Origin of the sequence: Bradyrhizobium sp. USDA 326, from assembly GCF_049739485.1 — a bacterium.
Lineage (GTDB): Bacteria > Pseudomonadota > Alphaproteobacteria > Rhizobiales > Xanthobacteraceae > Bradyrhizobium.
In genome coordinates this window covers 76251-101400 of sequence record NZ_JBMGQA010000001.1, presented here as the reverse complement: position 1 = coordinate 101400, position 25150 = coordinate 76251, and the positions used below count along the sequence as shown (strand labels likewise).

At 65.3% G+C, this 25150-nt stretch carries 22 protein-coding genes and 2 pseudogenes; 17 read left to right on the top strand and 7 right to left on the bottom strand.

Features of this window, described 5'->3' with window-relative positions; all coding sequences use genetic code 11:
• The first annotated feature begins 159 nt into the window (after positions 1 to 159).
• From ABIG06_RS00430 to ABIG06_RS00400, 7 genes are all read left to right on the top strand, one after another.
• Positions 160 to 1164, top strand: a complete 1005-nt coding sequence (locus tag ABIG06_RS00430) for a Gfo/Idh/MocA family protein (RefSeq protein ID WP_124163512.1) — start codon at positions 160 to 162, stop codon at positions 1162 to 1164.
• 51 nt (positions 1165 to 1215) lie between these two features.
• Positions 1216 to 2367, top strand: coding sequence for a DegT/DnrJ/EryC1/StrS family aminotransferase (locus tag ABIG06_RS00425; protein WP_370140988.1), 1152 nt, complete (start codon positions 1216 to 1218; stop codon positions 2365 to 2367).
• A gap of 191 nt (positions 2368 to 2558) precedes the next feature.
• Positions 2559 to 4085, top strand: coding sequence for a murein biosynthesis integral membrane protein MurJ (murJ, locus tag ABIG06_RS00420; protein ID WP_370140609.1), 1527 nt, complete (start codon positions 2559 to 2561; stop codon positions 4083 to 4085).
• A gap of 260 nt (positions 4086 to 4345) precedes the next feature.
• Positions 4346 to 4621: a DUF1127 domain-containing protein gene (locus ABIG06_RS00415; RefSeq protein WP_370140608.1), complete on the top strand. Its 276-nt coding sequence runs from the start codon at positions 4346 to 4348 to the stop codon at positions 4619 to 4621.
• Positions 4622 to 4838: 217 nt separating this feature from the next.
• Positions 4839 to 7148, top strand: coding sequence for a xanthine dehydrogenase family protein molybdopterin-binding subunit (locus ABIG06_RS00410; RefSeq protein WP_370140607.1), 2310 nt, complete (start codon positions 4839 to 4841; stop codon positions 7146 to 7148).
• A 126-nt stretch (positions 7149 to 7274) separates the two neighbouring features.
• A complete protein-coding gene (locus tag ABIG06_RS00405) occupies positions 7275 to 7724 on the top strand; it encodes a cytochrome c (RefSeq protein ID WP_370140606.1) in 450 nt (149 codons plus the stop codon).
• A gap of 335 nt (positions 7725 to 8059) precedes the next feature.
• The gene (locus ABIG06_RS00400) at positions 8060 to 9343 is read left to right on the top strand and encodes a cystathionine gamma-synthase family protein (RefSeq protein ID WP_370140605.1); all 1284 of its coding nucleotides are present in this window, start codon (positions 8060 to 8062) and stop codon (positions 9341 to 9343) included.
• 72 nt (positions 9344 to 9415) lie between these two features.
• Here the strand turns inward: ABIG06_RS00400 and ABIG06_RS00395 are convergent, their stop codons facing one another.
• Positions 9416 to 9832, bottom strand: coding sequence for a CHRD domain-containing protein (locus ABIG06_RS00395; protein WP_124163963.1), 417 nt, complete (start codon positions 9830 to 9832; stop codon positions 9416 to 9418).
• A gap of 155 nt (positions 9833 to 9987) precedes the next feature.
• On the opposite strand from ABIG06_RS00395, the gene ABIG06_RS00390 reads away from it, so the two are divergent.
• Complete coding sequence (locus tag ABIG06_RS00390) at positions 9988 to 10914, top strand: c-type cytochrome (RefSeq protein ID WP_370140604.1); 927 nt, start codon at positions 9988 to 9990, stop codon at positions 10912 to 10914.
• A gap of 11 nt (positions 10915 to 10925) precedes the next feature.
• Here ABIG06_RS00390 and ABIG06_RS00385 read toward each other — a convergent pair whose 3' ends face one another.
• Positions 10926 to 11171 carry an Lrp/AsnC ligand binding domain-containing protein gene (locus ABIG06_RS00385; protein ID WP_018642903.1) on the bottom strand — a complete coding sequence of 82 codons (246 nt, stop codon included), beginning with the start codon at positions 11169 to 11171 and terminating at the stop codon, positions 10926 to 10928.
• A 128-nt stretch (positions 11172 to 11299) separates the two neighbouring features.
• Between ABIG06_RS00385 and thiD the strand changes: the two genes are divergently transcribed.
• The 4 genes and pseudogenes from thiD to ABIG06_RS00365 all read left to right on the top strand — a co-directional run bounded on the left by thiD (position 11300) and on the right by ABIG06_RS00365 (position 15409).
• On the top strand, positions 11300 to 12100 hold the full coding sequence (gene thiD / locus ABIG06_RS00380) for a bifunctional hydroxymethylpyrimidine kinase/phosphomethylpyrimidine kinase (protein ID WP_370140603.1): 801 nt from the start codon (positions 11300 to 11302) through the stop codon (positions 12098 to 12100).
• Positions 12101 to 12441: 341 nt separating this feature from the next.
• Positions 12442 to 13254 (top strand): UDP-2,3-diacylglucosamine diphosphatase, encoded by an 813-nt coding sequence (locus tag ABIG06_RS00375; protein WP_124163966.1) that lies wholly within the window; start codon positions 12442 to 12444, stop codon positions 13252 to 13254.
• A 27-nt stretch (positions 13255 to 13281) separates the two neighbouring features.
• On the top strand, positions 13282 to 14361 hold the full coding sequence (locus ABIG06_RS00370) for a glycosyltransferase family 4 protein (RefSeq protein ID WP_370140987.1): 1080 nt from the start codon (positions 13282 to 13284) through the stop codon (positions 14359 to 14361).
• A 63-nt stretch (positions 14362 to 14424) separates the two neighbouring features.
• Positions 14425 to 15409, top strand: a pseudogene (locus ABIG06_RS00365) (threonine/serine dehydratase).
• Between the two features lie 283 nt (positions 15410 to 15692).
• Here the strand turns inward: ABIG06_RS00365 and ABIG06_RS00360 are convergent.
• Positions 15693 to 17427, bottom strand: a pseudogene (locus ABIG06_RS00360) (caspase family protein).
• Positions 17428 to 17592: 165 nt separating this feature from the next.
• Here ABIG06_RS00360 and ABIG06_RS00355 point away from each other — a divergent pair.
• A complete protein-coding gene (locus tag ABIG06_RS00355) occupies positions 17593 to 18036 on the top strand; it encodes an RbsD/FucU family protein (RefSeq protein WP_424578055.1) in 444 nt (147 codons plus the stop codon).
• Here ABIG06_RS00355 and ABIG06_RS00350 read toward each other — a convergent pair.
• Complete coding sequence (locus ABIG06_RS00350; RefSeq protein WP_124163758.1) at positions 18029 to 18412, bottom strand: VOC family protein; 384 nt, start codon at positions 18410 to 18412, stop codon at positions 18029 to 18031. The genes ABIG06_RS00355 and ABIG06_RS00350 overlap by 8 nt on opposite strands.
• Positions 18413 to 18551: 139 nt before the next feature.
• Between ABIG06_RS00350 and ABIG06_RS00345 the strand changes: the two genes are divergently transcribed.
• Entirely contained in the window at positions 18552 to 18911 is a 360-nt protein-coding gene (locus ABIG06_RS00345; RefSeq protein ID WP_370140600.1) for a hypothetical protein, read from the top strand.
• A gap of 10 nt (positions 18912 to 18921) precedes the next feature.
• Here ABIG06_RS00345 and ABIG06_RS00340 read toward each other — a convergent pair whose 3' ends face one another.
• Positions 18922 to 19275 carry an ADP-ribosylation/crystallin J1 gene (locus tag ABIG06_RS00340; protein ID WP_370140599.1) on the bottom strand — a complete coding sequence of 118 codons (354 nt, stop codon included), beginning with the start codon at positions 19273 to 19275 and terminating at the stop codon, positions 18922 to 18924.
• A gap of 128 nt (positions 19276 to 19403) precedes the next feature.
• Positions 19404 to 20834, bottom strand: a complete 1431-nt coding sequence (locus tag ABIG06_RS00335; protein ID WP_370140598.1) for a hypothetical protein — start codon at positions 20832 to 20834, stop codon at positions 19404 to 19406.
• Between the two features lie 75 nt (positions 20835 to 20909).
• Between ABIG06_RS00335 and ABIG06_RS00330 the strand changes: the two genes are divergently transcribed.
• A complete protein-coding gene (locus ABIG06_RS00330; RefSeq protein WP_370140597.1) occupies positions 20910 to 22106 on the top strand; it encodes an MFS transporter in 1197 nt (398 codons plus the stop codon).
• On the opposite strand, the gene dgcA is transcribed toward ABIG06_RS00330, so the two are convergent.
• Complete coding sequence (gene dgcA, locus ABIG06_RS00325) at positions 22076 to 23071, bottom strand: N-acetyl-D-Glu racemase DgcA (protein ID WP_370140596.1); 996 nt, start codon at positions 23069 to 23071, stop codon at positions 22076 to 22078. The two genes, ABIG06_RS00330 and dgcA, sit on opposite strands and share 31 nt — an antisense overlap.
• 134 nt (positions 23072 to 23205) lie before the next feature.
• Here dgcA and ABIG06_RS00320 point away from each other — a divergent pair, with 134 nt between their 5' ends.
• Together ABIG06_RS00320 and ABIG06_RS00315 are read left to right on the top strand one after the other, a co-directional pair.
• Complete coding sequence (locus ABIG06_RS00320; RefSeq protein WP_424578054.1) at positions 23206 to 24339, top strand: MlaE family ABC transporter permease; 1134 nt, start codon at positions 23206 to 23208, stop codon at positions 24337 to 24339.
• A gap of 2 nt (positions 24340 to 24341) precedes the next feature.
• On the top strand, positions 24342 to 25124 hold the full coding sequence (locus ABIG06_RS00315) for an ABC transporter ATP-binding protein (protein ID WP_370140594.1): 783 nt from the start codon (positions 24342 to 24344) through the stop codon (positions 25122 to 25124).
• Positions 25125 to 25150 lie beyond the last annotated feature (26 nt).

Here is a 25150-nt window from a genome sequence, read left to right as displayed (position 1 = left end):
CGGGCCGCGAAGGCGGTATCTTTTGCGGCTTAAGGCCCGGGGAACGTGTAACTTTTTGAATCAAATCGTGTCCGGGCTGCCAGCTCCGTATTCGCCACAAATGTGGCGGCCGTGCTAGGAGAGGCGCCGGGGATTTGGGTTGAATCGGGGTTTGCTCAGATGAGTTCCAAAGGATCTGCACCGGCGAGGGCCGGCTTGCGCGTCGGCGTCATTGGTGCCGGCGTGATGGGCAGCAACCACGCGCGCGTGCTTGCGGGACTTCCCGGCGTCAGCCTCGTCGGCGTCGTCGATCCCTCGCCGGCGCATCGTGCGCGGGCAACGGAACTGACCGATTGCGAAAGCTTCGAGACGCTCGACCAGCTCTTCGCCGAAGGCGTCGATGCCGTGACCATCGCGGCTCCCACCCATCTGCATCACGAGGTCGCGCTCGCCTGCATCGCCAAGAACATCCACGTGCTGGTCGAGAAGCCGATCGCCTCCACCGTGGAAGAGGGCCGCGAGATCGTCGCCGCGGCGCAGAAGGCCGGCGTGACGCTCATGGTCGGCCATGTCGAGCGCTTCAATCCGGCGGTCGCCGCGGTCAAGCAGGCCATCGCGGGCGAGGACATTCTCTCCATCGCCATCACGCGCGTCGGCCCGTTCCCGCCGCGCATGTCCAATGTCGGCGTCGTCATCGACCTCGCCGTGCACGACATCGATCTGATCCGCTGGTTCACCGAATCCGACATCGTCGAGGTGCAGCCGCAATTGTCGAGCGCCGTCGCCGAGCGCGAGGACATCGCGCTGTTGCAGTTCCGCACCGAGAGCGGCGTGCTCGCCCACATCAACACCAACTGGCTGACGCCGTTCAAGGCACGCAGCGTCACGGTCGCCACCCGCGGCAAATACGTGATGGGCGATCTGCTCACGCGCCAGGTCACCGAATGCTTCGGCTTCAAGCCGGACGGCAGCTACTCGATGCGGCATCTGCCTGTCGGCCACGACGAGCCGCTGCGCGCCGAGCTGATCGCGTTCCTGAAGGCCGTGCGCAACGGCGAGACGCCGGCGGTGACCGGCGACGAGGGCGTCGCCAGCCTCGAGATCGCCACGCAATGCCTGGAGACACCGTCGCGGCCTGCGGCCACCGCGCCCGTCCGGAAGGCTCCGCGTCGCGTCGCCGTCTGATCCCTCTCCATGTCGACGATTTCAAAAGTGCAAGGCGCCAAGAACCAGACCATGAACCAGCATCTGCGTTCCGACCCCATTCCCTTCATCGACGTCGGCGCGCAGCGGCGCCGGCTCGGGGCCTCGCTCGATGCGGCCGTCAAGCGCGTGCTCGATCATTGCCAGTTCGTCAACGGACCCGAGGTCTTCGAGCTCGAGAAGCAGCTCGCGGCCTATTGCGGCGCCAAGCACGTGATCGGCTGCGCCAGCGGCACCGACGCGATCCTGATGGTGATGATGGCGAAGAATGTCGGGCCCGGCGATGCCGTGCTGTGTCCGTCCTTCACCTTCATCGCGACCGCCTCGCCGGTGGCGCGGACCGGCGCGACGCCGGTTTATGTCGACGTGGACGAGGCGACCTTCAACATGAGCCCGGAGTCGCTGAAGCGCGGCATCGCGACCGCCCGCAAGGCCGGCCTGAAGCCCGTCGCGGTGATTCCGGTCGACCTGTTCGGCCAGCCGGCCGATCACGATTCCATCGCCGAGATCGCCAAGGCCGAGGGCCTGTTCGTTCTCGACGACGCCGCGCAAGCATTTGGCGCGAGCTACAAGGGCCGCAAGCTCGGCACGCTCGCGCATGCGACGGCGACCAGCTTCTTCCCGGCAAAACCGCTCGGCTGCTTCGGCGACGGCGGGGCGATCTTCACCGATGACGACGAGCTCGCCGCCACGCTGCGCAGCATCCGCGTGCACGGGCAGGGCATGGACAAATACGACAATGTCCGTCTCGGCCTGACCGGCCGGATCGACACCATGCAGGCCGCGATCCTGATCGAGAAGCTGAAGATTTTCGACGACGAGATCGCCGCCCGCAACAAGGTCGCGGCGCGCTATGAGCGCGGTCTGTCCAATGTGGTCACCGTGCCGCGCCTCAGCCCCGGCAATACCTCGGTCTGGGCGCAGTACACCATCCGTTTGCCCGAGGGGACCGACCGCGACGGCTTTGCCGCCGCGCTGAAGGCGCAGGGCGTGCCGACCGCGATCTACTACGGCAAGTCGATGCATCAGCAGACCGCCTACAAGCACTATCCGGTCGCGGAAGGCGGGCTGCCGGGTTGCGAGAGCCTGTCGCAGGACGTCATCAGCCTGCCGATGCACGCCTATGTGACCGAAGCCGACCAGGAGCGAATCATTGCCGCCGTCCGCGGCGCGCTCGCGGGCTGATCTTGCTTTCTTCCCCTCTCCCGCTTGCGGGAGAGGGTGGCGCGAAGCGCCGGGTGAGGGTTCTCTCCTCTGGGAGAGTCTTCGTTGTTGAGACAACCCTCTCCCTAGCCCTCCCCCGAAGCGGGGGAGGGAGCGCACCTGCGCCGTGGTTTGCACCTAGACCTATTCCTTACATGCTCTAGAACAGACGCATGCTCGGACGCATCTTCACGGTTGGCGGATACACGCTGCTCTCGCGGGTCACGGGATTTGCCCGCGACATCATGCTCGCGGCGATCCTTGGCGCCGGCCCTGTCGCCGATGCCTTTTTCGTGGCGCTGCGGCTGCCCAATCATTTCCGTGCGATCTTCGCCGAGGGCGCTTTCAACGCGGCCTGGGTGCCCGCCTATGCCCATGTCCATGGCGAGAAGGGCGAGGCGGCAGCTCACCTGTTCGCCGACCGCATCTTCACGCTGCTGCTGGCCTCGCAGGTGGTGCTGCTGATCGTCGCCTGGCTGTTCATGCCGCAGGCCATGAGCATTCTCGCACCGGGCTTCAGTGAGGACGCCGAGCAGCGCAAGCTCGCGATCGAGCTGACCCGGATCACCTTTCCCTACCTCCTGCTGATCACGCTGGTGACGCTCTATGGCGGCATGCTCAACGTGATGCAGCGCTTCGCCAGCGCGGCGGCGGCGTCGATCTTTCTCAACGTCGCGATGATGATGACGCTGGCGCTCGCCGCCTGGTTCCCGACCGCGGGCCACGCCGCGGCCTGGGGCGTGCTGATCTCGGGCTTCCTGCAATATTTCCTGCTTGCCGGCGATCTCGCCCGCCATGGCGGCTTGCCGCGCTTTGCGCCGCTCAAGCTCGACGAAGACGTCCGCAGCTTCTTCAAGGCGCTCGGACCCGCCACGCTGGGCTCGATGGGCACGCAGGTCGCGCTGTTCGCCGACACCATCATCGCGACGTTCCTGCCCGCTGGCGCGCTGTCGGCGCTCTATTATGCCGACCGACTCAACCAGCTGCCGATCGGCGTCATCGGCATCGCCATCGGCACCGTGCTGCTGCCGGAGATGTCGCGGCGCATCACGGCCAACGACCATGACGGCGCGTTGAAGGCGCAGCGCCGCGCCTTCGACTTCACGCTGCTGTTCTCGATCCCGTTCGTGGCGGCCTTCCTCACTGTGCCCGACGAGATCATGCGTGCGCTGTTCGCCCGCGGCGCGTTCTCGAAAGCCGATGCCGTCGCCGCCGGCGGCACGCTCGCGGCCTATGCCATTGGCCTGATTCCTTTCGTGCTGATCCGCAGCGCGGTTGCGACCTTCTATGCCCGCAAGGATACCGCGACGCCGGTGCGGGCGGCGCTGACCGGCATGGCCGTCAACGTCGCACTGAAGGTCGCCCTGATGGGCTCGCTCGCCCAGATCGGGCTTGCACTGGCGACCGCCATCGGCGTCTGGACCAATCTGCTCCTCGTGCTGTTCTTCGCCGTGCGGCGGGGCTTCCTCGTGCCGGACCGCGCCTGGCTGATGTCGCTCGTCAAATTCCTCGTCACCGGACTGATCCTCGCCGCTGCCTTCTGGCTGATCGCGCGCTTCGGCGCTCCATTTCTTGCCTCGATGCATTTCCACGATGAGTTGATGCTGGTCCTGCTCGCGGCCGGTGGCACCATCGTCTACGCGCTCGCGATCCTCATCCTGTTCGGCCGCAGCTGGCTGATCTCACTGGTGCGCGGCTAGGCGAGCGCGGCGTTCGCTTCCAGGCTGCAACCATCATCGGTACATCTCTTGATTAAACCCGCTTGCCGTGGTAATCGCGTTGCATGATCAAATCGTCGCGCACCTTCAACCTCAACCACATGACCCGCTTCGGCTGGGCCGTGGAAGGAGTCGTGCGCTAGGATTTCGACGACGACATCTTTTCACAAGGGCCCCGCCGGCATCGGACGGGGCCTTTTCTTTGGCCACGCTCCCTGCCGGCTCAACAGCAGGAGCATCCGATGCCACCGCAATTGACGCACATCTCACCCGAACTTGAGGTCGATGCCGCAAGTCACGGCCTCGACCTCTCCATCGTCTTGAGCCTGCTCAAGCGATACTGGCTTGCATTTCAGGCGCGGCGGTCCCGCGTACGGGTCACCTTGCATGACCTCAGCGACAGGGAGCTGATGGACATCGGCCTGACGCGCGGCGAGATCGACGCAATCGCACCTGAGCGTGCCATCGACAGGGTGAGAGACAACGCGAGGACTCTGTGGGGCCGCGGTGGGATGTGACGCCTTTGCTTCGAGATGACCGTTGAGCCTGTCGCCGGGCCGCGCTCAGCGGCGGCGTCTCGAAGGACGGCCAGACGGAGATTGGATGCGATTACCCCGGCTCGCAGGCCAGCCCCGGGTGATTCCCTGCTCGCCGCGCGAGCCTAATGCCCATTTGCCTTGCCAGTTTTTCCACGGCAATATGCTGGCAAAACAACCATGAGAACGGGAAAATAAAATGGCGGCTCCCATCAAGTTCGGCGTTGGCCAAAGCGTGCTGCGCAAGGAGGATGACGCGCTCATACGCGGCAAGGGCCGCTATACCGACGATTACGCGCCGCAGGCTGCGCTTCGGTGCTTGATGCTGCGTTCGCCGCACGCGCATGCCAAATACACGATCGACGTGAGCCGCGCCCGCGGCTTGCCCGGCGTCGCGCTGATCCTGACCGCCGAGGACGTTGCGGATCTCGGCAATCTGCCCTGCCTGTTCAACCTCGAGACCGATCCGTTCACCGGCCCGCCTTACCCGATCCTGGCCAAGGACGAAGTGCGCCATGTCGGCGATGCCGTCGCCTTCGTGGTCGCCGAGACCATCGACCAGGCCCGCGACGCCATCGAGGCGATCGATGTCAAATGGAGCCCGCTGCCGGCGGTGACCGGCGTCGTCAACGCCGTGAAGAAAGGCGCGCCGCAGGTCTGGCCCGACAAGCCCGGCAACGTGCTGTTCGACGTCTCGATCGGAGACAAGGCGGCGACGGAAGCCGCCTTCGCCAAGGCGCATGCGGTGGCCGAAATCTCGATCGTCAATCCGCGCGTGGTCGCTAGCTTCATGGAGACGCGCGCGGCCGTCTGCGAATACGACGCCAAGCGCGACCATCTGACGCTCACCATCGGCAGCCAGGGCAGCCACCGGCTCCGCGACATCCTGTGCCAGAACGTGCTCAAGATCCCGACCGAAAAGATGCGGGTGATTTGTCCCGATGTCGGCGGCGGCTTCGGCACGAAGTTGTTCCCGTACCGCGAATACGCCTTGATGGCGGTCGCGGCCAAGAAACTGAAGAAAGCCGTGAAATGGGCGGCCGACCGCACCGAGCATTTCATGGGCGATGCGCAGGGCCGCGACAACGTCACCACCGCAAAGATGGCGCTGGCCGAGGACGGCAAGTTCCTGGCCATGGATTGCGACCTGATGGGCGACATGGGCGCGTACCTGTCCACCTTCGGGCCCTACATCCCGCATGGCGGCGCCGGCATGCTGCCGGGCCTCTATGACATCCAGGCGTTCCACTGCCGGGTGCGCACCATCTTCACCAACAGCGTTCCGGTCGACGCCTATCGCGGTGCCGGGCGGCCCGAGGCGGCCTATGTCATCGAGCGTCTGGTCGATGCCTGCGCGCGAAAGCTCGACATGACGCCGGACGCGATCCGCCGCAAGAACTTCATCCAGCCGAAGGCGCTGCCGTACAAGACCGCCACCGGCAAGGTCTACGATTCCGGCGACTTCGCCGCGCATCTGAAGCGCGCGATGGAGATCGCCGAGTGGAAGGAGTTTCCCAAGCGCGCGAAGCTCGCCAAGAAGCATGGCCTGATCCGCGGCATCGGCCTTGCGAGCTATGTCGAGGTATGCGGCACCATGGGTGAGGAGACCGCCAATGTGCGGCTCGATCCCAATGGTGACGTCACCGTCCTGATCGGCACGCAATCGAGCGGGCAGGGGCACCAGACCGCCTATGCGCAGATCGTTGCCGAGCAGTTCGGCGTTGCGCCCGAGCGCGTCCACATCCACCAGGGCGACACCGACGAGATCGCAACGGGCCTCGGCACCGGCGGCTCGGCCTCGATTCCCTCGGGCGGCGTCAGCGTCGAACGTGCCACGCGCGAGCTCGGTTCGAGGCTGAAGGAGATTGCGGCGCAGGCGCTGGAAGCCAGCGCGGGCGACCTCGAAATCTCCGAGGGCGTGGTGCGCATCGCCGGCACCGACCGCTCGATCTCGTTCGCCGATCTCGCCAAGCGGCCCGGCGTCGATCCATCGAAGCTGAACGGCAGCGCGACCTTTGCCAGCGCCGACGGCACCTATCCGAACGGCACCCATGTCGCGGAGGTCGAGATCGATCCGGCCACCGGCATCATCAAGATCGTCAACTACGTGATCGTCGACGATTTCGGCAAGACGCTCAATCCGCTGCTTCTGGCCGGACAGGTGCATGGCGGCGCGATGCAGGGCATCGGCCAGGCGCTGATGGAGCAGGTGGTGTATGGCGCCACCGACGGCCAGCTCATCACCGCAACCTTCATGGACTACGCGCTGCCGCGCGCGGCGGACGGGCCGGCCTTCGTGTTCGAGACCAACAATATCCCCTGCAAGACCAATCCGATGGGGGTGAAGGGGGCGGGCGAGGCCGGCGCGATCGGCTCCTGCCCGGCGATCGTCAACGCCATCGTCGACGCGCTCTGGCGCGAATACAAGATCGACCACATCGACATGCCTGCAACGCCGGAGCGGGTGTGGATCGCAATCAACGAGCATCACCGGCGCCACAGCCTCTAGGCCAAGATCCCCGCGCGGACGGGAATAAACGCGCCGCGCGGGGTTCTATCCATGATGGGTCCCGGCTTCGCCTGAAGCCCGTGAAGCTCATTCCTTGAACGTCTCGAGAGCCGGAGAAACGAGCCAATGAAACGGACGCTGATTGTCGCGGGCGCCCTTGTGCTGGGCGTGGGTGCCGTGATGGCGCAGCAGGAGATTGCCGTCCAGCAGGACAATCTGATGCGCTCGATCGCGAAGAACCAGTATGGTGTCATCCAGAAGATGACCAAGGGTGACATCCCCTTCGACAAGAAAGCTGCCGATGAAGCCATCGCCAGCATCGAGGCCGATGTTGCCAAGATCGCCAAGACCTTCGAGATCAATCCCAAGCAGGACGTGGTGAACGCGACCTACGGCAGCTCGCAAAAGATCTGGCAGAACAAGGCCGATTTCGACTCCAAGATTCCTCCGGTGCAGAAGGCGATCGCCGACGTCAAGGGCAAGATCAAGGATGTCGCGAGCCTGAAGGCGGCCTATACCGCAATCAACGATCGCTGCAACGATTGCCACGAGACGTATCGTGTGAAGCTGAAGTGACGGCGCGGTTCGTGGCCCGAAGTTCGTAGCCCGGACGAGCGCAACGACACCCGGGGTGGAAGCATATCTCGCTGAGCTCAAGCGACCTACGGTTGCTGCGATCGCCGCGCCAGCCGGTCGACGCCGATAGGTCTGTTCCGGATTGCCAGCGCTCCATCGGCACGCTTGGCGTCTGATCGCGACTGGCCACGAGCCCGCCACGAATTCCGTTCGCATGGCCTGACGGATCGCTGTCAAAGAGGTTATCTATGGTGATGCCGATGCGGCATCGATGTCTCACGGCATCCGGAGGTTCCAACGCCCGGCGCGGAATTGAATCAACAGCGAGACAGGTCATGGCAAAACCGTTCCCGTCGAAGACCCATATCGGCAACCATATGCTGCATCCGGAAACCTTGATGCTGACCTATGGCTATGATCCGCAACTGTCCGAAGGCGCCATCAAGCCGCCGGTGTTCCTGACTTCCACCTTCGTGTTCAAGACCGCCGAGGACGGGCAGGACTTCTTCGACTACGTCGCCGGCCGGCGCGAGCCGCCGGAAGGCATGGGCGCAGGCCTCGTCTATTCGCGCTTCAATCATCCCAACAGCGAAATCGTCGAGGACAGGCTCGCGATCTACGAGCGCACGGAGAGTTGTGCGCTATTCTCATCCGGCATGGCGGCCATCTCAACCACCATCCTGGCCTTCGTTCGCCCCGGTGACGTCATCCTGCACTCGCAGCCGCTCTATGGCGGGACGGAAACCCTGCTGACGAACACGCTTGCGCGCCTGTCGATCGGCGCCGTCGGCTTTGCCGACGGCATCGACGAGACGGCGGTCAAGCAGGCCGCGGAGGAGGCCATTGGCAAGGGTCGGGTATCGATGATCCTGATCGAGACGCCGGCCAATCCGACCAACGGCCTCGTCGACATCGCGATGATCCGCCGCGTTGCCGATGCGATCGGAAAGGCGCAGGGACACACACCGGTCATCGCCTGCGACAACACGCTGCTCGGACCGGTGTTTCAGCGGCCGATCGAGCATGGTGCGGACCTCTCGCTGTATTCGCTGACCAAATATGTCGGCGGTCATTCCGACCTGATCGCGGGTGCCGCGCTCGGCTCGAAGGCGATCATGAAAGGCATCAAGGCCTTGCGCGGCGCCATCGGGACCCAGCTCGATCCGCATTCCTGCTGGATGATCAACCGCTCGCTGGAGACGCTGAGCCTGCGGATGGAGAAGGCCAACGACAATGCGCGCATTGTGGCGGATTTCCTGCGCGATCATCCGAAGGTCGCCAAGGTCCATTACCTCGGTCATCATGAGGAGGACTCGCCGGCCGGGCGCGCGTTCGCGAGGCAGTGTCTCGGTGCCGGATCCACCTTTTCCTTCGACATCGCAGGCGGCAAGGAGGCGGCGGTCAGGTTCCTCAACGCGTTGCAGATCCTCAAGCTGGCGGTGAGCCTTGGCGGAACGGAATCGCTTGCGAGCCTGCCTGCAACCATGACCCATTCCGGCGTCCCGGCCGACATCCGCCGCAAGATCGGCGTCCTCGATTCCACGATCCGGCTGTCGATCGGCATCGAGAACCCGTCGGACCTGATTGCCGACCTCGCGCAGGCGCTGAACGCGGCTTGACGTCCGCCGGAATCGAAAAGGCCGGACGCCCCCTCCAGCGCCCGGCCTTCGCCGACGAAGCAGCCTCGAGGCTTACTTCGTCACCTGTCCCCGGATCTCGCCGCCCGGATTGGCTGCCGTGTGGATGTTAATGTAGTACTTGCCGCCGAGCAAATCGGCGGCCTGCGCGTCGGTCAGGGTCGCTTCGCCCTTGACCGGGCTCGAGGCCGCGTTCGGGATCGGGACAGCAACGCCTGCGTTCTTGCCTGCCTCGGCAGGCCCGTGGAAATGCGCCGCAGTGGCAGGCCCGGAGAGCCCGGAATAGGTGACGGTCCAAGACAGTTTCTTGCTGGCGGCATCGTAGTTCAGATCGGCCGTTCCGGTGGCGCTGCTGGTCGTCGCCGGCACCTCGGACTTGGCGTCGAGCGTTGCTTTCAGCTTTTCGGCGTTGGCGGACCCTGCAAAGGCAACGGCACCGAGCGCGAACACGGCAATGACGGACTTGTTCATGACATTCTCCCTGTTGAACCCGAAGGGGCTGCCAAACTTTCAACAGCCGGCATTTCAGTTTATTCCGGTCTCCGGCCAGGGCGGGCTAAATTCTTTGTGGCTGGAGCCGCGACGGCATCGGTCGTAAGTTCGCCGCAACGAGTGAATGGGTGCGCATGTTGCAACGAACAATTGTCGCGGCGCTGCTCGTCGCGGTCGTCGCTGCCGGCTTTTACTGGTGGCTCAGTGCGCCGGTGGTGGCGGCTGCGAGCGCCATCCCGGCCCGCACGCCCGATCTCGCCAATGGCCAGGTGATGTTCGACGCAGGCGGCTGCGCGTCCTGCCATGCCGTTCCCAATCAGCCAGATCGTCTCAGGCTCGGCGGCGGCGTCGCGATCAACTCGCCGTTCGGAACGTTCTACGCGCCGAATATCTCGCCCGATCCCAACGACGGCATCGGCAAATGGACGGACGCCGATTTCGTCAACGCGGTGATGCACGGGGTCTCGCCGTCGGGCCAACACTATTTTCCGGCCTTTCCCTACACCTCCTACCAGCACGCCAGGCGCGAGGACGTGCTCGATCTCTTTGCGTATCTGAAGACGCTGCCGGCCGTTGCGGGCAAGGTGCGTGACCACGACGTCGGCTTTCCCTTCGACATCCGGCGCAACATCGGGATCTGGAAGTTCCTGTTCATGGACGGCAAGCCCTTCGTCGCCGACGCGAGCAAGTCGCCGCAATGGAATCGCGGCGCCTATCTCGTCAACGGCTTCGGCCATTGCGCCGAGTGCCATAGCCCGCGCAATGCGCTCGGCGGCATCATTTCCGGCGAGCGCTTTGCCGGCGGGCCCAATCCGGAAGGCGAGGGATGGGTTCCGAACATCACCCAAAAGCGCCTTGGCGAGTGGAGCACGAAGGATCTCGCCTATTTCCTCAAGACCGGCGAATTGCCGGATGGCGACAGCGCCGGCGGCGCGATGACGCGCGTGATCAAGAACATCTCGCAATTGCCGGATCAGGATCTCGCGGCGATGGCGGAGTACCTCAAATCGCTGCCGCCGGTGGACGGGCCGACGCCGCCGAAGCGCAAGCAGGGCAGCTAGTACGGCTCAAGCTAACCAGTGCCGAACGCCTTGAAGGTGATGATGGTGAGGGTGTCCTGGATGCCCGGCAGCACCTGCACCTTCTCGTTCACGAAGTGGCCGATGTCGGTGTCCTTGTCGACGTAGAACTTCACCAGCAGGTCGTATTGGCCGGCCGTGGAGTAGATCTCGGAGGCGATCTCGGCTTCGGCAAGCGCATTGGCCACCGTGTAGGACTGGCCGAGCTTGCATTTGATCTGGACGAAGAAAGGAACCATCGCGGGCACTCCGAAAGCGTATTCTTCCGGCTAATAGGCCAAAACCGGCCGGATTTAGCAAGCGAACTTGCTGGGTTCGGCGCGAGCTTGCTAAGACGGCACATGGCTCGAAAACGCGGAAAATCGTCATGACGACCCCGGTCGCACTCACCATCGCCGGCTCCGATTCGAGCGGCGGCGCGGGCATCCAGGCGGACCTGAAGACCTTTGCCGCGCTCGGCGTCTACGGCGCCTCCGTGATCACGGCGCTGACGGCGCAGAACACGCGCGGCGTCACCGGCATCCACGCGGTGCCCGCCGGGTTCGTCGCCGAGCAGATCGACGCGGTGTTCTCCGACCTGGACATCGGCGCGGTGAAGATCGGCATGGTGGCCCAGGCCGCCAGCATCGATGCCATCGCGACCGCGCTCTCGCGCTGGTCGCCCCGGCACGTCGTGCTCGATCCCGTCATGGTCGCGACCTCCGGCGACCGCCTGCTGGCCTCTGAGGCCGTCGACGCCCTGCGCACCAGGCTGATACCGCTGGCCGCCGTGATCACGCCGAACCTGCCGGAGGCCGCGGCTCTGCTCGACGAGCCGGTCGCGGCAAGCGAGGCCGAGATCGAAAGCCAGGGGCGCCGCCTGCTGGCGCTCGGCTGCGGCGCCGTCCTGGTCAAGGGCGGGCACGGCGAGGGTGCCGAGAGCATCGACTATCTGGTCGATGCGGACAGCAGGATCGCGCTCGCGGCGCCGCGCATCGCCACCCGCAACACCCATGGCACCGGCTGCTCACTGTCCTCGGCGATCGCGGCGGGACTGGCCAGGGGCGAGAACCTGGAAAACGCCGTGCGCAATGCCAAGGCCTGGATCAGCGCCGCGATCGCCGCCGCCGACCGTTTCAGCGTCGGCCACGGCCATGGGCCGATCCATCATTTCCACAGGTTCTACTGACACGGGCTCGTTCACCTCTCCCGCTTGCGGGAGAGGTCGGCGCGTCCGAGCGATGCGAAGCATCATCCCGCGCGACGGGTGAGGGCTTTCTCCTCATGGCGAATCCCACCGGGGAAACACCCTCTCCCCAACCCTCCCCCGCATGCGGGGGAGGAGCGCACCGACCTCCTGGGTTGCCAGCGGCAATCCGTATTTGAGCCCCCCTGCGGCGCCATGTCGCCTGATTGTCGCATGCGACTGATATTCGCGGGGAGGGCGAGGCGAAGTTTGATTCGTAGCTGAGGTGCCTCAAGGTTCAATCGGTCATCCCCCTGTCACGGGACATTGTTACAGGCTGGCGCATGGGAAGTTACGCTGTGAGCGACGAGAGCCCGGAGCGGCGCTTTCGCACCTTGTTCATCTCCGACGTTCATCTCGGAGCCCGCGGTTCTCAAGCCGATCTCCTGCTCGACTTCCTGCGCTACCACGATGCCGACACGATCTATCTCGTCGGCGACATCGTCGACGGCTGGGCGCTGAAATCGAGCTGGCACTGGCCGCAATCGCACAACGACCTCGTCCAGAAGCTGTTGCGCAAGGCGCGCAAGGGCGCCAAGATCATCTACATCCCCGGCAATCACGACGAGTTCCTGCGCAACTATTACGGCACGCATTTCGGCGGCATCGACGTCGTCGAGAACACAGTTCACACCGGCACCGACGGCAAGCGCTATCTCGTCATCCACGGCGACATCTTCGATCTCGTGGTGCAGAACGCGCGCTGGCTCGCCCATCTCGGCGACAAGGCCTACGACTTCGCGATCCAGATGAATCGCCTCGTCAACTTCTTCCGCCGCCTGTTCGGCGTGCCCTACTGGTCGCTGTCGCAATGGGCCAAGCAGAAGGTCAAGAACGCCGTCAACTATATCGGCGCGTTCGAGCAGGCGCTCGCCGCCGAGGCGCGGCGCCACGATGCCGACGGCGTGATCTGCGGCCACATCCACTACGCCGTGATCCGCGACGAGGCCGGCATCCGCTACATGAATTGCGGCGACTGGGTCGAGAGCTGCACGGCCCTGGTCGAGCATGACGACGGCCATTTCGAGATCATCACCTGGGCGGATCATTTGCAAAGGCCGGCAGCCGTCCCGCAGGTCGCGGCAAGAGCTGCATGACAAGAGCTGCATGACAAGAGCCGCATGATGCGCATCCTGGTCGCGACCGACGCCTGGCACCCGCAAGTTAACGGTGTGGTTCGGACGCTGACCAAGCTTGCCGACGCCGCCAAAGGGCTTAGCGTTGAAAGTCTTGGCATTGAAGGTCTTGGCGTTGAAGGCCTTGGCGTCGAATTCTCGTTCCTGACGCCGCAATCGTTCCGCACTTTCGCCATGCCGAGCTATCGCGACGTGAGGCTGGCCATGCCGCGCCCGGCCCGGATCGCAAGGCTGATCGAGGAAGCGCGTCCCGACAGCATCCACATCGCGACGGAAGGTCCGATCGGACTGATGGTCCGCCGCTATTGCCGCCAGCGCAAGCTGCCGTTCACGACCAGCTTCCACACCCGTTTCCCCGAATATGTCCGCGCCCGCGTGCCGGTGCCGGGCTCGCTGATCTGGCGCGCGCTGCGCCGTTTCCATGCGCCCAGCCGCGCCGTGATGGCGGCAACCCCGGCGCTGGCCGGCGAGCTGACCGACCGCGGTTTCGACAATGTCGTGCTGTGGCCGCGCGGGGTCGATACCAGCCTGTTCCATCCCCGTGCCATCGATCTCTGCCTGCCGGCACCGGTGTTCCTGTCGGTCGGCCGGGTCGCGGTGGAGAAGAATCTCGAGGCTTTCCTCGACCTCGATCTGCCCGGCACCAAGGTCATCGTCGGTGACGGCCCGGCACGTGCCTCGCTGGAAGAGGCCTATCCCGATGCGATCTTCCTCGGCGAGAAGCACGGCGAGGCGCTGGCGGAAATCTACGCAGCCGCCGACGTGTTCGTGTTCCCTAGCAAGACCGACACTTTCGGCCTGGTCCTGCTGGAGGCGCTCGCCAGCGGCCTGCCGGTGGCGGCGTTTCCGGTGAAAGGGCCCCGCGACGTGATCGGCGATGCGCCGGTCGGCGCGCTAGACCACGATCTGGGCAGTGCCTGCTTCGCCGCGCTCGACGTCTGTCGGCAGGACTGCGTCGCGTTCGCCGCCAACTACACCTGGGAAGCCTCGGCGAAGGTCTTTATCGACAGCATCAGGGCGGTTGGCGCGGTGCTGCCCGGGGCGGAACAGCCGCGCTTCGTGGCCTGATCCGGAGAAGCCTCGCGCGGAGGTGTCTTGCAGGGGCCTCATCGGCCGCGATAACATCCCGCCATGACAGAACAGCTCCTCCCGGTCGGCCCTGCCGACATCGATGCCGCCGCGCGCGTGATCGCACCCTTCGCCATCCGCACCCCGCTGTTGTCCTTCCCTGTGCTCAACGAGCGCGTCGGCGCGAAAGTGTTCTTGAAGCCGGAGATGCTCCAGCGCACCGGCTCGTTCAAGTTCCGCGGCGCCTTCAACAAGGTGTTCTCGATCCCGCAGGACAAGCGCGCCGGCGGCGTGGTTGCGTTCTCCTCCGGCAACCATGCCCAGGGCGTGGCGGCCGCGGCAAAAATCCTCGACATGCAGGCAACCATCGTGATGCCGGCGGATGCGCCGCTGTCGAAGCGCGAGCGCACAAAGTCCTACGGCGCCGAGGTCGTGCTCTATGATCGCGACAAGGACGACCGCGAGGCGATCTCACGCGGCATCGCCGAGAAGCGCGGTGCGACGCTGGTCAAGCCCTATGACGATCCGTTCGTGATCGGCGGGGCAGGGCACCGCCGGCCGCGAGATCGCGGAGGACATGGCGGCGCTCGGTCTCGCCCCCGATATCGTGGTGGCGCCGGCCTCAGGCGGCGGCCTGATCGCGGGCGTCGCGACGGCGGTGAAGGCGCGCTATCCGCTCGCCGAGATCGTGGTGGCCGAGCCCGAGGCCTTCGACGATCACGGCATTTCGCTCACCGCCGGCCACCGCGAGCCGCATGCACCCGCGGGCCGCACCATCTGCGATGCGCTGATGGCCCTGATGCCCGGCGAGATGACCTTTGCGATCAACAGCAAGCTGCTCGCGCGGGGTGTCACTGCATCGGACAAGGAAGTCGGCGCGGCCGTCTCGTTCGCCTATCGCGAGCTCAAGCTCGTGGTGGAGCCCGGCGGCGCCGTCGGCCTCGCCGCGCTGCTGGCGGGACGTCTCGACGTCGCAGGGAAGAACGTCGTCATCGTGCTCTCCGGCGGCAATGTCGATGCGGAATTGTTCGCGAAGCTGGTGGCTTAGCCGTCGTTCCGGGCCTGCGCCTTGCGGCGCATCTCGGAATGACGATGCTCAAGAGCTGACATGAAGAAGGGGCAGAGCGTCGCCGTTCTGCCCTTTCGCTTTGCTCATTTCGTGGTTCGAACTCGCGGCTTGCTCGGTGCAACCTCTCCCGCTTGCGGGGGAGATCGGCGCGAAGCGCCGGGTGGGGGCTCTTTCCTCTTGGGGGGCCCTCGATTTTGGAAGCACCCTCTTCCCAACCCTCCCCCGCAGGCGGGGGAGGGAGCGCACCTTCTTTCTTGCGCGATCAGCGCATGAAGCCGCCGCGACGGTTGCCGCCGCCGTTCATGCTCGGCGCCTGGTTCATCGACTGCCGGAAGTTGTTGTTGCTGACCACGCGGTTCGGCACCGTGTTGAGCTGCGGACGGCTGTTTTGCACGTTGGTCTGCACCTGCACCTTGTTGACCGGGGTGGTGTTGGGCTTCACGATGCCGGTGTTGCCGTTGTTGATGCGGACCGGCTGGTTCTGCGTCTGAACATTGACTGGCTTCGCGTCGATCTTCGATCCGCCCTTGGCGATATTCACCGGCATGCTCACGATCTTGCTCGGGGTTCGGTTGCCGGCGTCCGGCTTGGTGTTGGTCGCGGGCAGCGTCACGATCTTGCCGATGCTGCCATTGCTCTTGCTCGTGTTGGTCGGCGCAGGCAGGGTGACGATCTGGCCGCCATGGCCGAGCTTGCCGATCACCTTGCCGTCGATCGGCTTCTGCACGACCGGGAGATTGCTGTTCACCTGCACGCCATTGCCCTGCTGCAGCGGCATGTATTTGGGCTGGCCGAGATTGCCGATCTTGAGGGCCGGCGCAATGTTCTGCGGCGCCAGGAACTTGGTCGCCTGCATCAGGGGGATCTGCTTGGGCTGGGCCTGCAGCTTCAGCGCGACCTGCGCATAGGGGCTGTTGCCGTAGTTGTCGTAGAAGCTCTTGTAGGCAAGCGGCGAGTTCGCGAGCACCGCTCTTGTGCCAGGCCTCCGAGATCAGGAGGTTCTTGAGCAGCCAACGGACGTGGTCGCACAGCGGGTCGTGCGGATACATCTGGATGAACTCCTGATAGTATTCCGGACGGCCCTCGGACACCACGTAATCATAAGCCTGGCGTGTCGAACGGCTCGGCAGGTTGGAGACCATCTGCACGACAGGTGCCCTCACCGGCGCGCGGTTGGCGGCAACCGCGGTGTCACCGAAGAAGGTGAAGTCGCTCGTGAGCGAGGAGCTCTCCCACGGGATCTGCCCGCCGCTCGTGGTCTGGTTGACCTGCAGGCGCACGCGCTTGAACAGCTGCTCGATCGGCACGTTGGGCTCGCGCGCGATGTTCAGGAAGGCCTGCGTATAGGGGCTGTGGCCGCCCGTGCCGTCGAGCGCCTCGGCGCCCGGCGCGGTCGAGTAGCCGACGATGGAGCCGTTCGGTGCGTCGACGATGGCGAGGCCCCGGCCGGCGTCGTTGACTTCTGGGAACGGGTTGTTGCGGCAGGCATCGAGGATGACGATGCGCATCCGGCTCGGGATCGTCTCCAGCGTCGACATCACGTCGACGAGACGCACCGAATTGTTGACGAGCTCGGCGGGGCTGGAGACCTTGGCGTCGACGGGAACGAGATAGTTCTCGCCGGCGAGCTGCACGCCGTGACCGGCGTAATAGACCATCGCCACCGTGTTGGGACCGCGCGAGGCGACCTTGGCGGAAAAGTCCTGGACCACGCGGAGCATGTCGTTCTGGGTCAGATCGGTCGCGGCGACCACTTCGAAGCCGGCGGAGTTCAGGAACTGCGCCATCGATTGCGCGTCATCGTCGGGATTCGCAAGTTGCGGCGCGTTCTGGTAGTTCGCATTGCCGATCACCAGCGCCACCCGCTGCTCCGGGCCTTGCAGCACGGTGGGGGCAGGCTGGACCGGGGCGACCTGCGCGGAAACGGGCCCGCAGGCGAAGCCGAACAGGCTTCCCACGAGGCTGGCCGTCATCAGGAAAGGCTTTAGGCGGAACATGGCGTGCTCCTCTGGCACTTATCTCGATGCGAGATTGGTTGCGAGGAAGCGTGACCGCGTTCGAGCCTTGCGGTCCGTGATCCCTATCACCGTGGCTGCGTACGTGATCTGGATCACGCTCGGAACCTGCTATGGTTGACGATCGATTGGGAGGAAGTCCGCCACATGCTGAAATCGATCGATCCGATCCTCACCCCCGATTTGCTCTGGCTGCTCGCCGCGATGGGCCATGGCGACGACCTCGTTTTGGTCGATGCCAATCACCCGGCCACCCGGATCGCGCAGAGCACCTCGTCGCAGCGCCTGATCCAATTGCCGGGCATGATGATGGAGGTCGCCATCCGCGCCATCATGTCGGTCTATCCGCTCGACGATTTCGATCCCGATCCGGTGCGCGTGATGATGCCGGTCGACGATCCAGGTAGGGTGCCCGAGGTGCAGCATGCGGTACTGGCGGAGATCGCGCGCGCGGCCGGTCACCCCGTCACACCCGGCAAGCTCTCACGGGCGGATTTCTATCGGGCGGCGGCGGCAGGCTTTGGCGTCGTGCAGGTCGGCGACAGCCGAGCCTATGGCTGCTTCCTGATCCGGAAGGGCGTGATCAGCTAGCGGGCCTCATCAGCTCCGAGGGCCAGCCGATCCGAACGAGGAGGCCGTCAGGGCCGTTGATGCCGACTTCATACATGCCCCATTCGCGGTGACGCAGCACGCCGCCGGGGCGGATGATCAGATCGTCCACGCGCGCCGCGATGGCCTCGACCTCCGGCGTGCGAATGAAGACGCCAAAGGGGTTGTGCTCCGGCACGCGCCACGGGCCGTCCCCGGCTGGCGTGAGATGCACCTCGCATCCCCAGCCCGTCACGATGACATAGCCGGTATCGCCGCCCGTGCGCGCGAAGCCGAGGCGTTCCCAGAACGGAATTGCAGCAGCAAGATCGTTGCTTGGAACGATGGCGAAAGCGCCGATGTGCGGTGTTTCAGACATGCGTTCACTCCGCAAATTATTCGCGCAGCTGCTGCTGTGCTGGCAAGCTTAACGGGACAGGCCGACATGTCGAAGCGGCAAAAAGCCTCCCACTCGAATTTGAATGGTCTTCCGACAGGCGAGCGTCTATCGTCGATTCATGTCCCGTCTCATGTGTCTCTTCGTTGCTGTCATCCTGTCTCTGCTGCCCGCCGTCGCGCCCGCCGAGCCCGTGCAAAAGCGTCCCAAGCCGGTCTGGAAGGGCTACGGCTTCCTGCCGGGTTATCGGCAGCCGCTCAGCAACAGCATCCCGCTCTACAAGCAGAAAGACGCGATGCGGCGCCTGTCGCGCGCCGACCGGCGCCATTGGTACATCGACCCGGTTCCGCAATATTACCGCTGGGACGGCGAGTGGCACTATTTCGGCCGCCCGGGATTCAACGGCGGCCGCTACAACGGCGGCAGTTTCGGTCCGTGCTGGACGCGCACGCCGATCGGGGCGGTGTGGAATTGCGGGTGAGGCGGGGCGGCTAGGGAAAGCTGCGGACGACCTCGATCAAGCCGACGATTGCGGCATTGAACGCATCGAGGTCCTCGGCCGGAATCCAGTACTCCAGATGTGAGCGCCCGCCCGCTTCCTGCATGTCGTATTTTTCGATGAAGCTGCGCTTGACTGCAAAACGGGTCACGAAGCCCGATCCGCTCGCCGGGACATTCCAGTCCCGCGCGATCTTGATGGCGTAGTCTTCGGTCAGCACCGGATAGAAGATCGGCTGGTCGGGCAGGCGCGGCGGAAACGCGCGCATGCCGGATTGCTGGATCAATTCCAGCTCTTTTGGACCGACGGGCCGCCAAAGGGTGAGGGTGTCTTCGGTGGGGGACATGGGCGTGAGGTCCAAGAATCGAGCGTCGTCGTTGCGAGCGCAGCGAAGCAATCCGGAATCCTTCCGCGGAGACAGCCTGGATTGCTTCGCTCCGCTCGCAATGACGGTGTGGGGGGAGTGCGCGCTCCTTACGAGAAGAACGCGATCTTCTCGGCCTGGGTCATGCGGCGGATCGGAGCGAGCGGGTCGTTGGCCGGTGCGCGGGGTTTTTGCAGGATGCCGCTGGCGAGGATGGTGGCGCCCAGCGAGGCGTCGGACATGGATGCGGGCAGGGGCGAGGGCATCGGCAGCTTCGAGGTCGGGGCTGCCGCCATTGATGCGGCGGCCGCCATGGCCGGAGCCTGCTGCTCCATCACTTCGGCGGCGGCTTCCGCGATGGCGTCGGTGAGACGCGCGAGCGAGTCCGGCGCGATCGGCGCGTCCGCGGCGGGCTCTTCGGCGATGGCTGCGATGACCGGCTCGGCTGCGACCGACTCCGGATGCGCGGTAGCAATCGGCGCCACGACATCCGAGGGCGCCGGCTCCGGCGTCGCGGCTGCCATCTCCACCGGCTCGATGATCTCGTCGAAGTCGGGATCGGGCGCGGCCATCTCCATCGCGATGGCCTCGAGGATGGCTTCGTCCTCGGCCTCGGCAGCGGCGTCGAGCGAGAACTCCTCGCTTGCTTCCGTCAATGCCACCGGCTCAGCGGCCGGCTCTTCAAACGCGACGGCTTCGAGCTCGGCATCATCAGGCGCGATGTTTTCGAGCGCTGCGCTTTCGACAGGAATCTGGCTTTCGGCCGCGATCTCCTGTGTGACAGCCGCGTCCATCGCCTGCTCGGCTATGGCGGCGGCTTCAGGGACCGCCGTTGCTTCGACGGCTGCATCGAGTTCCGGAGCTGCTGCGATCTCTTCGCGCGTCTCCGTAAAAGCCACGGGGGCATCGCCCGCCATCGCGGCCGGCGCCGTCTCGACGGGCGAGGCTTCTGCGACCGATGGTGGCGCCTCCTGCGCCGGAGCCGACGCGGCCTGCGGCGTTGCGCCGCCGTCGAGCTGCTCGACCCGATCCTTCAGCAGATCGAACGCAGCCTTGAGCTCGACGCGAGGATCAAGGGTCGAGATCTGCCCGCAGGCGGCCTCGATCGAGGCGAGCTGCGAATCAATGAGGTCGCAGATTCGCCCGTCGGCGCCGATCTCGCGCCAGCGCCAGGAGATCTCCTTGATGATGCGCACCCCGCGCGGGATCGGCGCGAGGCTCGCCTCGATTGCCGCGGGATCGAACGCCGCGATCGCGATCGTCTCGGCCTCGCGAATGGCGCGGCGGATCTCGACCAGCGCTTCGGGCAGGCGGTCCTCGACGACGGGTTGTCGCTGCGCCGCAAGGGTTTCTTCGATTCTGGCGACCGCATCCAGGACCATGCTTGTGTCGGCATTGCGGTTGCGCTTGGCGTATTCGCCGAGGAACCAGCGGCCGCGCGCGGTCTCCATGAAGGCTTCGCGGATCGCGTCGTAATCCTGCTCGTTCGGCTCGGCCGCGCGGGCAGACATGGGCGAGAGGGCGAATGCTTCGTTGGCCATGACAATCTCGTCGCGCAAATCAGTGCGCGCTACTGTAACGATCACCACGATATCGACCGAATCGCAATTGGTTTGATGCAGTCCGAATCACAAATTCCCATCGCGGCAGCGAAGAAGCGGCGATTCGCCGTGAGCATCGCCCTGTTCTATTCGGCCGTGTTCGCGGTCTCGGGAACGCATCTGCCGTTCTTCCCGGTCTGGCTCAAGGCGATCGGCATCGACGCGGCCTGGATCGGCCTCATCAACGCGCTGCCGGCGATCACGCGCTTCACGACGCTGCCGCAGGTCACGGCGATCGCCGAGAAGCGGCATGCCATTCGCGCTGCGATGATGGTGTCGGTGCTGGCGACCGCGATCGGCTTCACGGCGGTGGGCTTGCAGCAGCAGCCGCTGGCACTGTTCCTGATCTATGCGCTGACCTGCATGATGTGGACGCCGACGATGCCGCTGACCGATGCCTATGCGCTGCGCGGTGTCGCCCGCTACGGGCTCGACTACGGACCCCTGCGGCTGTGGGGCTCGGCGGCGTTCGCCGCCGGCTCGCTCGCCTGCGGCTATCTCGTCGACGTCATCGCGGCGCGCGATCTGATCTGGGTCATCGTGGCCTGGGCGGTCGTCGCGGTTCTCGCCAGCTTGCTGCTTCAGCCGCTCGACGATGTCAGGCACAGGACGACGGAGAGACATGCCGGCAAGGCGCTGCTGCGCGATGCCGGCTTCTGCGCGGTCATCGCCTCGGCCGCGCTGATCCAGGGCAGCCATGTCGCCTATTACACCTTCTCGGCCATCAACTGGCAGCTCCATGGGATCAGTGGGCTGACGATCGCGGGCCTGTGGACGCTGGGCGTGATCGCCGAGATTTTCGTGTTCGCGCTGTCGCCGCGCTTTTCGCTCCACCCGTCCACGATGATCGCGATCGGGGGGCTCAGCGCGGTGGTGCGCTGGATCGTCACCGCGCATGAACCGCCGCTCGCGCTGCTCGCGATCGTGCAGCTCGGACATGGCCTCACCTTCGGCATGACCATTGTCGGGACAATGAATCTCCTGGTGCAGCGCGTCCCGGCGCATCAGATCGCGCGGGGGCAGGGCTATTATGCCGCTTGCAACGGACTGCTCGGCGCGGCGACCTCGATCGCGTCAGGCGCGATCTACGCCCGCATCGGCGACGGTCTATATTACGTGATGGCCGCGATGGCCGGCCTCGGGGCGCTCGTCATCTGGTCGGCGCGGCACCGGTTCACGGCTCATCCCCACAGCGAGGAATCAGGCGGATAAACCAGGCTGCCGTCATAGCGCAGTCCGTGATCGCGGTCGCGCGCCAGCAGCAAGGGGCCGTCGAGATCGACGAAACGCGCCTGCGGCGTCACCAGCATCGCAGGCGCCATCGACAGAGAGGTTGCGACCATGCAGCCGATCATGATCTCGAAGCCGAGCGCCTGCGCGGCATCGGCCATGGCAAGCGCCTCGGTGAGGCCGCCGGTCTTGTCGAGCTTGATGTTCACGGCATCATAGCGTTCGCGCAGGGGCGCGAGCGATGAGCGGTCATGCACGCTCTCGTCGGCGCAGACCGCGAGCGGCCGCTTGATCCGCGCCAGCGCCTCGTCCTTGCCTGATGGCAGCGGCTGCTCCACCAGGGTGACGCCCGCCGCGGCGCAGGCGGCAAGATTGTGCTCCAGATTGGCCTCGGTCCAGGCCTCGTTGGCGTCGACGATCAGCTCCGATTTGGGGGCGGCCTTGCGCACGGCTGCGATTCGCTCCGGGTCGCCGTCGCCGCCGAGCTTGATCTTGAGCAGGGGCCGGTGCGCCGCTTTGGCGGTCGCCGCGGCCATGTCCTCGGGGGCACCTAACGAGATCGTGTAGGCGGTGGTGCGCTCGCCGGGCTCCGGGCGGCCGAGCAGGTTCCAGGCCCGCAGGCCCACCGCCTTGGCCTCGAGGTCAATCAGGGCGCAATCCAGGGCGTTGCGGGCCGCACCGGGGGGCATGGCGGCCTGGAGGGCCTGCCGCGTCAGCCCGCCCGCGACGGCCTGCTGCATGGCCTGGATGGCGGCAAGGGTCGCCTCCGGTGTCTCGCCGTAGCGGGGATAGGGCACGCACTCGCCGCGGCCGGTCAGGCCGTCCCGGCTTACCTCCGCCACGACGGTCACCGCCTCGGTTTTGGCGCCCCGGCTGATGGTAAAGCTGCCGGCGATCGGGAAGCGCTCGATTCGCGCCGCCAAAGTTGCAAATTTCATGGAAGTCATTTTGAACTCTGGCGAAATCTGAACCTGCTAGTTACCTGTAGGAACTAACATTAACCACTTGGGGATACCTTCTCTGGGTAAGGGCGCGTGCGCAACCATCTGATTTTCTCCGCCCCGGCACGGGAGCGGACATCTTGAATAGCGATCCGAAGCTCGAACGGATTGCCAAGGGCAACGCGCTGGCACTTTGCGCTACCGGGACCTGGACCGCGAGCTTCGCGCCGGTCCTGGAGCGGATGGTGGCTGACGCCGAGAAGCTCGCCGGCACCCCGCAAAGCATCTTCATCGACGTCTCCGAAGTCGCCAAGCTCGACACGTTCGGGGCCTGGCTGATCGAGCGCCTGCGCCGCAGCCTGACCCAAGGCACCGTCGAAGCGCAGATCGCGGGCCTCTCCGCCAATTATTCCAGCCTCGTCGACGAGGTGCGGCGGGTCAGGGCGACCCCTGTGGTCGACGGCAGCACGATCACCATCTCCGGCATGATGGAGCAGATCGGCCGGGCCGTGGCCGGTGTGGCCGGGACCGTGGCGGGCCTCGTCGACATGCTCGGCGCCGTGCTCGCGGCGGGGTTTCGCGTCCTGATCCACCCGCGCTCGTTCCGCCTGACCTCGACCGTGCACCACATGGAGCAGGTCTGCTGGCGCGCGGTGCCGATCATCGTGCTGATCACCTTCCTGATCGGTTGCATCATCGCGCAACAAGGCATCTTCCATTTCCGCCGCTTCGGCGCCGACATCTTCGTTGTCGACATGCTCGGCGTGCTGGTGCTGCGCGAGATCGGCGTCTTGCTGGTCGCGATCATGGTCGCGGGACGTTCGGGCAGCGCCTACACCGCCGAGCTCGGCTCGATGAAGATGCGCGAGGAGATCGACGCGCTGCGCACCATGGGCTTCGACCCGATCGAGGTTCTGGTGCTGCCGCGCATGCTGGCGCTGGTGCTGGCGCTGCCGATTCTCGCTTTCCTCGGCGCCATGGCTGCGCTCTATGGCGGTGGTCTGGTCGCCTGGCTCTATGGCGGGGTCGAACCCGAGGCCTTCCTGCTGCGCCTGCGCGACGCCATCTCGATCGATCATTTCATCGTCGGCATGGTGAAGGCGCCCGTCATGGCCGCCGTGATCGGCATCGTCGCCTGTGTCGAAGGGCTCGCCGTGCAGGGCAGCGCGGAATCGCTGGGACAGCACACCACGGCATCGGTGGTGAAGGGCATCTTCTTCGTCATCGTCATGGACGGGGTGTTCGCCATCTTCTTCGCCTCGATCGGGATGTGACGATGGCAAAAGAAGCTCAAAGCGAGATTCAGGATCCCATCATCCGCGTTCGCGACATCACCGTGCAGTTCGGCACGACGCGCGTGCTCGATGGGCTCAATCTCGACGTCAAGCGCGGCGAGATTTTGGGATTTGTCGGCCCATCGGGTGCGGGCAAGTCGGTGCTGACGCGCACCATCATCGGCCTCGTGCCGAAGGTCGCGGGCTCGATCGAGGTGTTCGGCGTCGACCTCGATTCCTCCAGCACGTCGCAGCGGCGCAACGTGGAGCGGCGCTGGGGCGTGCTGTTCCAGCAGGGCGCGCTGTTCTCCTCGCTCACCGTCGGGCAGAACATCCAGTTTCCGATGCGCGAATATTTGCACGTCTCGCAGCGCCTGATGGACGAGATCACCATGGCCAAGCTCACCATGGTCGGGCTCAAGCCGGAAGTCGCCGAGCGTTTTCCGTCCGAGCTCTCCGGCGGCATGATCAAGCGCGTGGCGCTGGCACGCGCGCTGTCGCTCGATCCGGACCTCGTCTTCCTGGACGAGCCGACCTCCGGCCTCGACCCGATCGGCGCCGGCGACTTCGACGAGCTGGTCAGGACCCTCCAGCGCACTTTGGGGCTGACAGTTTTCATGGTAACTCACGATCTCGACAGCCTATACACAGCATGTGATCGCATCGCCGTTTTAGGGAACGGTAAGATCATTGCGGCAGGGTCGATCGCCGACATGCAGGCCTCGCAGCATCCCTGGCTGAGGCAGTATTTTCATGGCAAGCGCGCCCGCGCGGTCATGGGTTGAATAGCTGGGTCGAGTAGCCGGAGCAC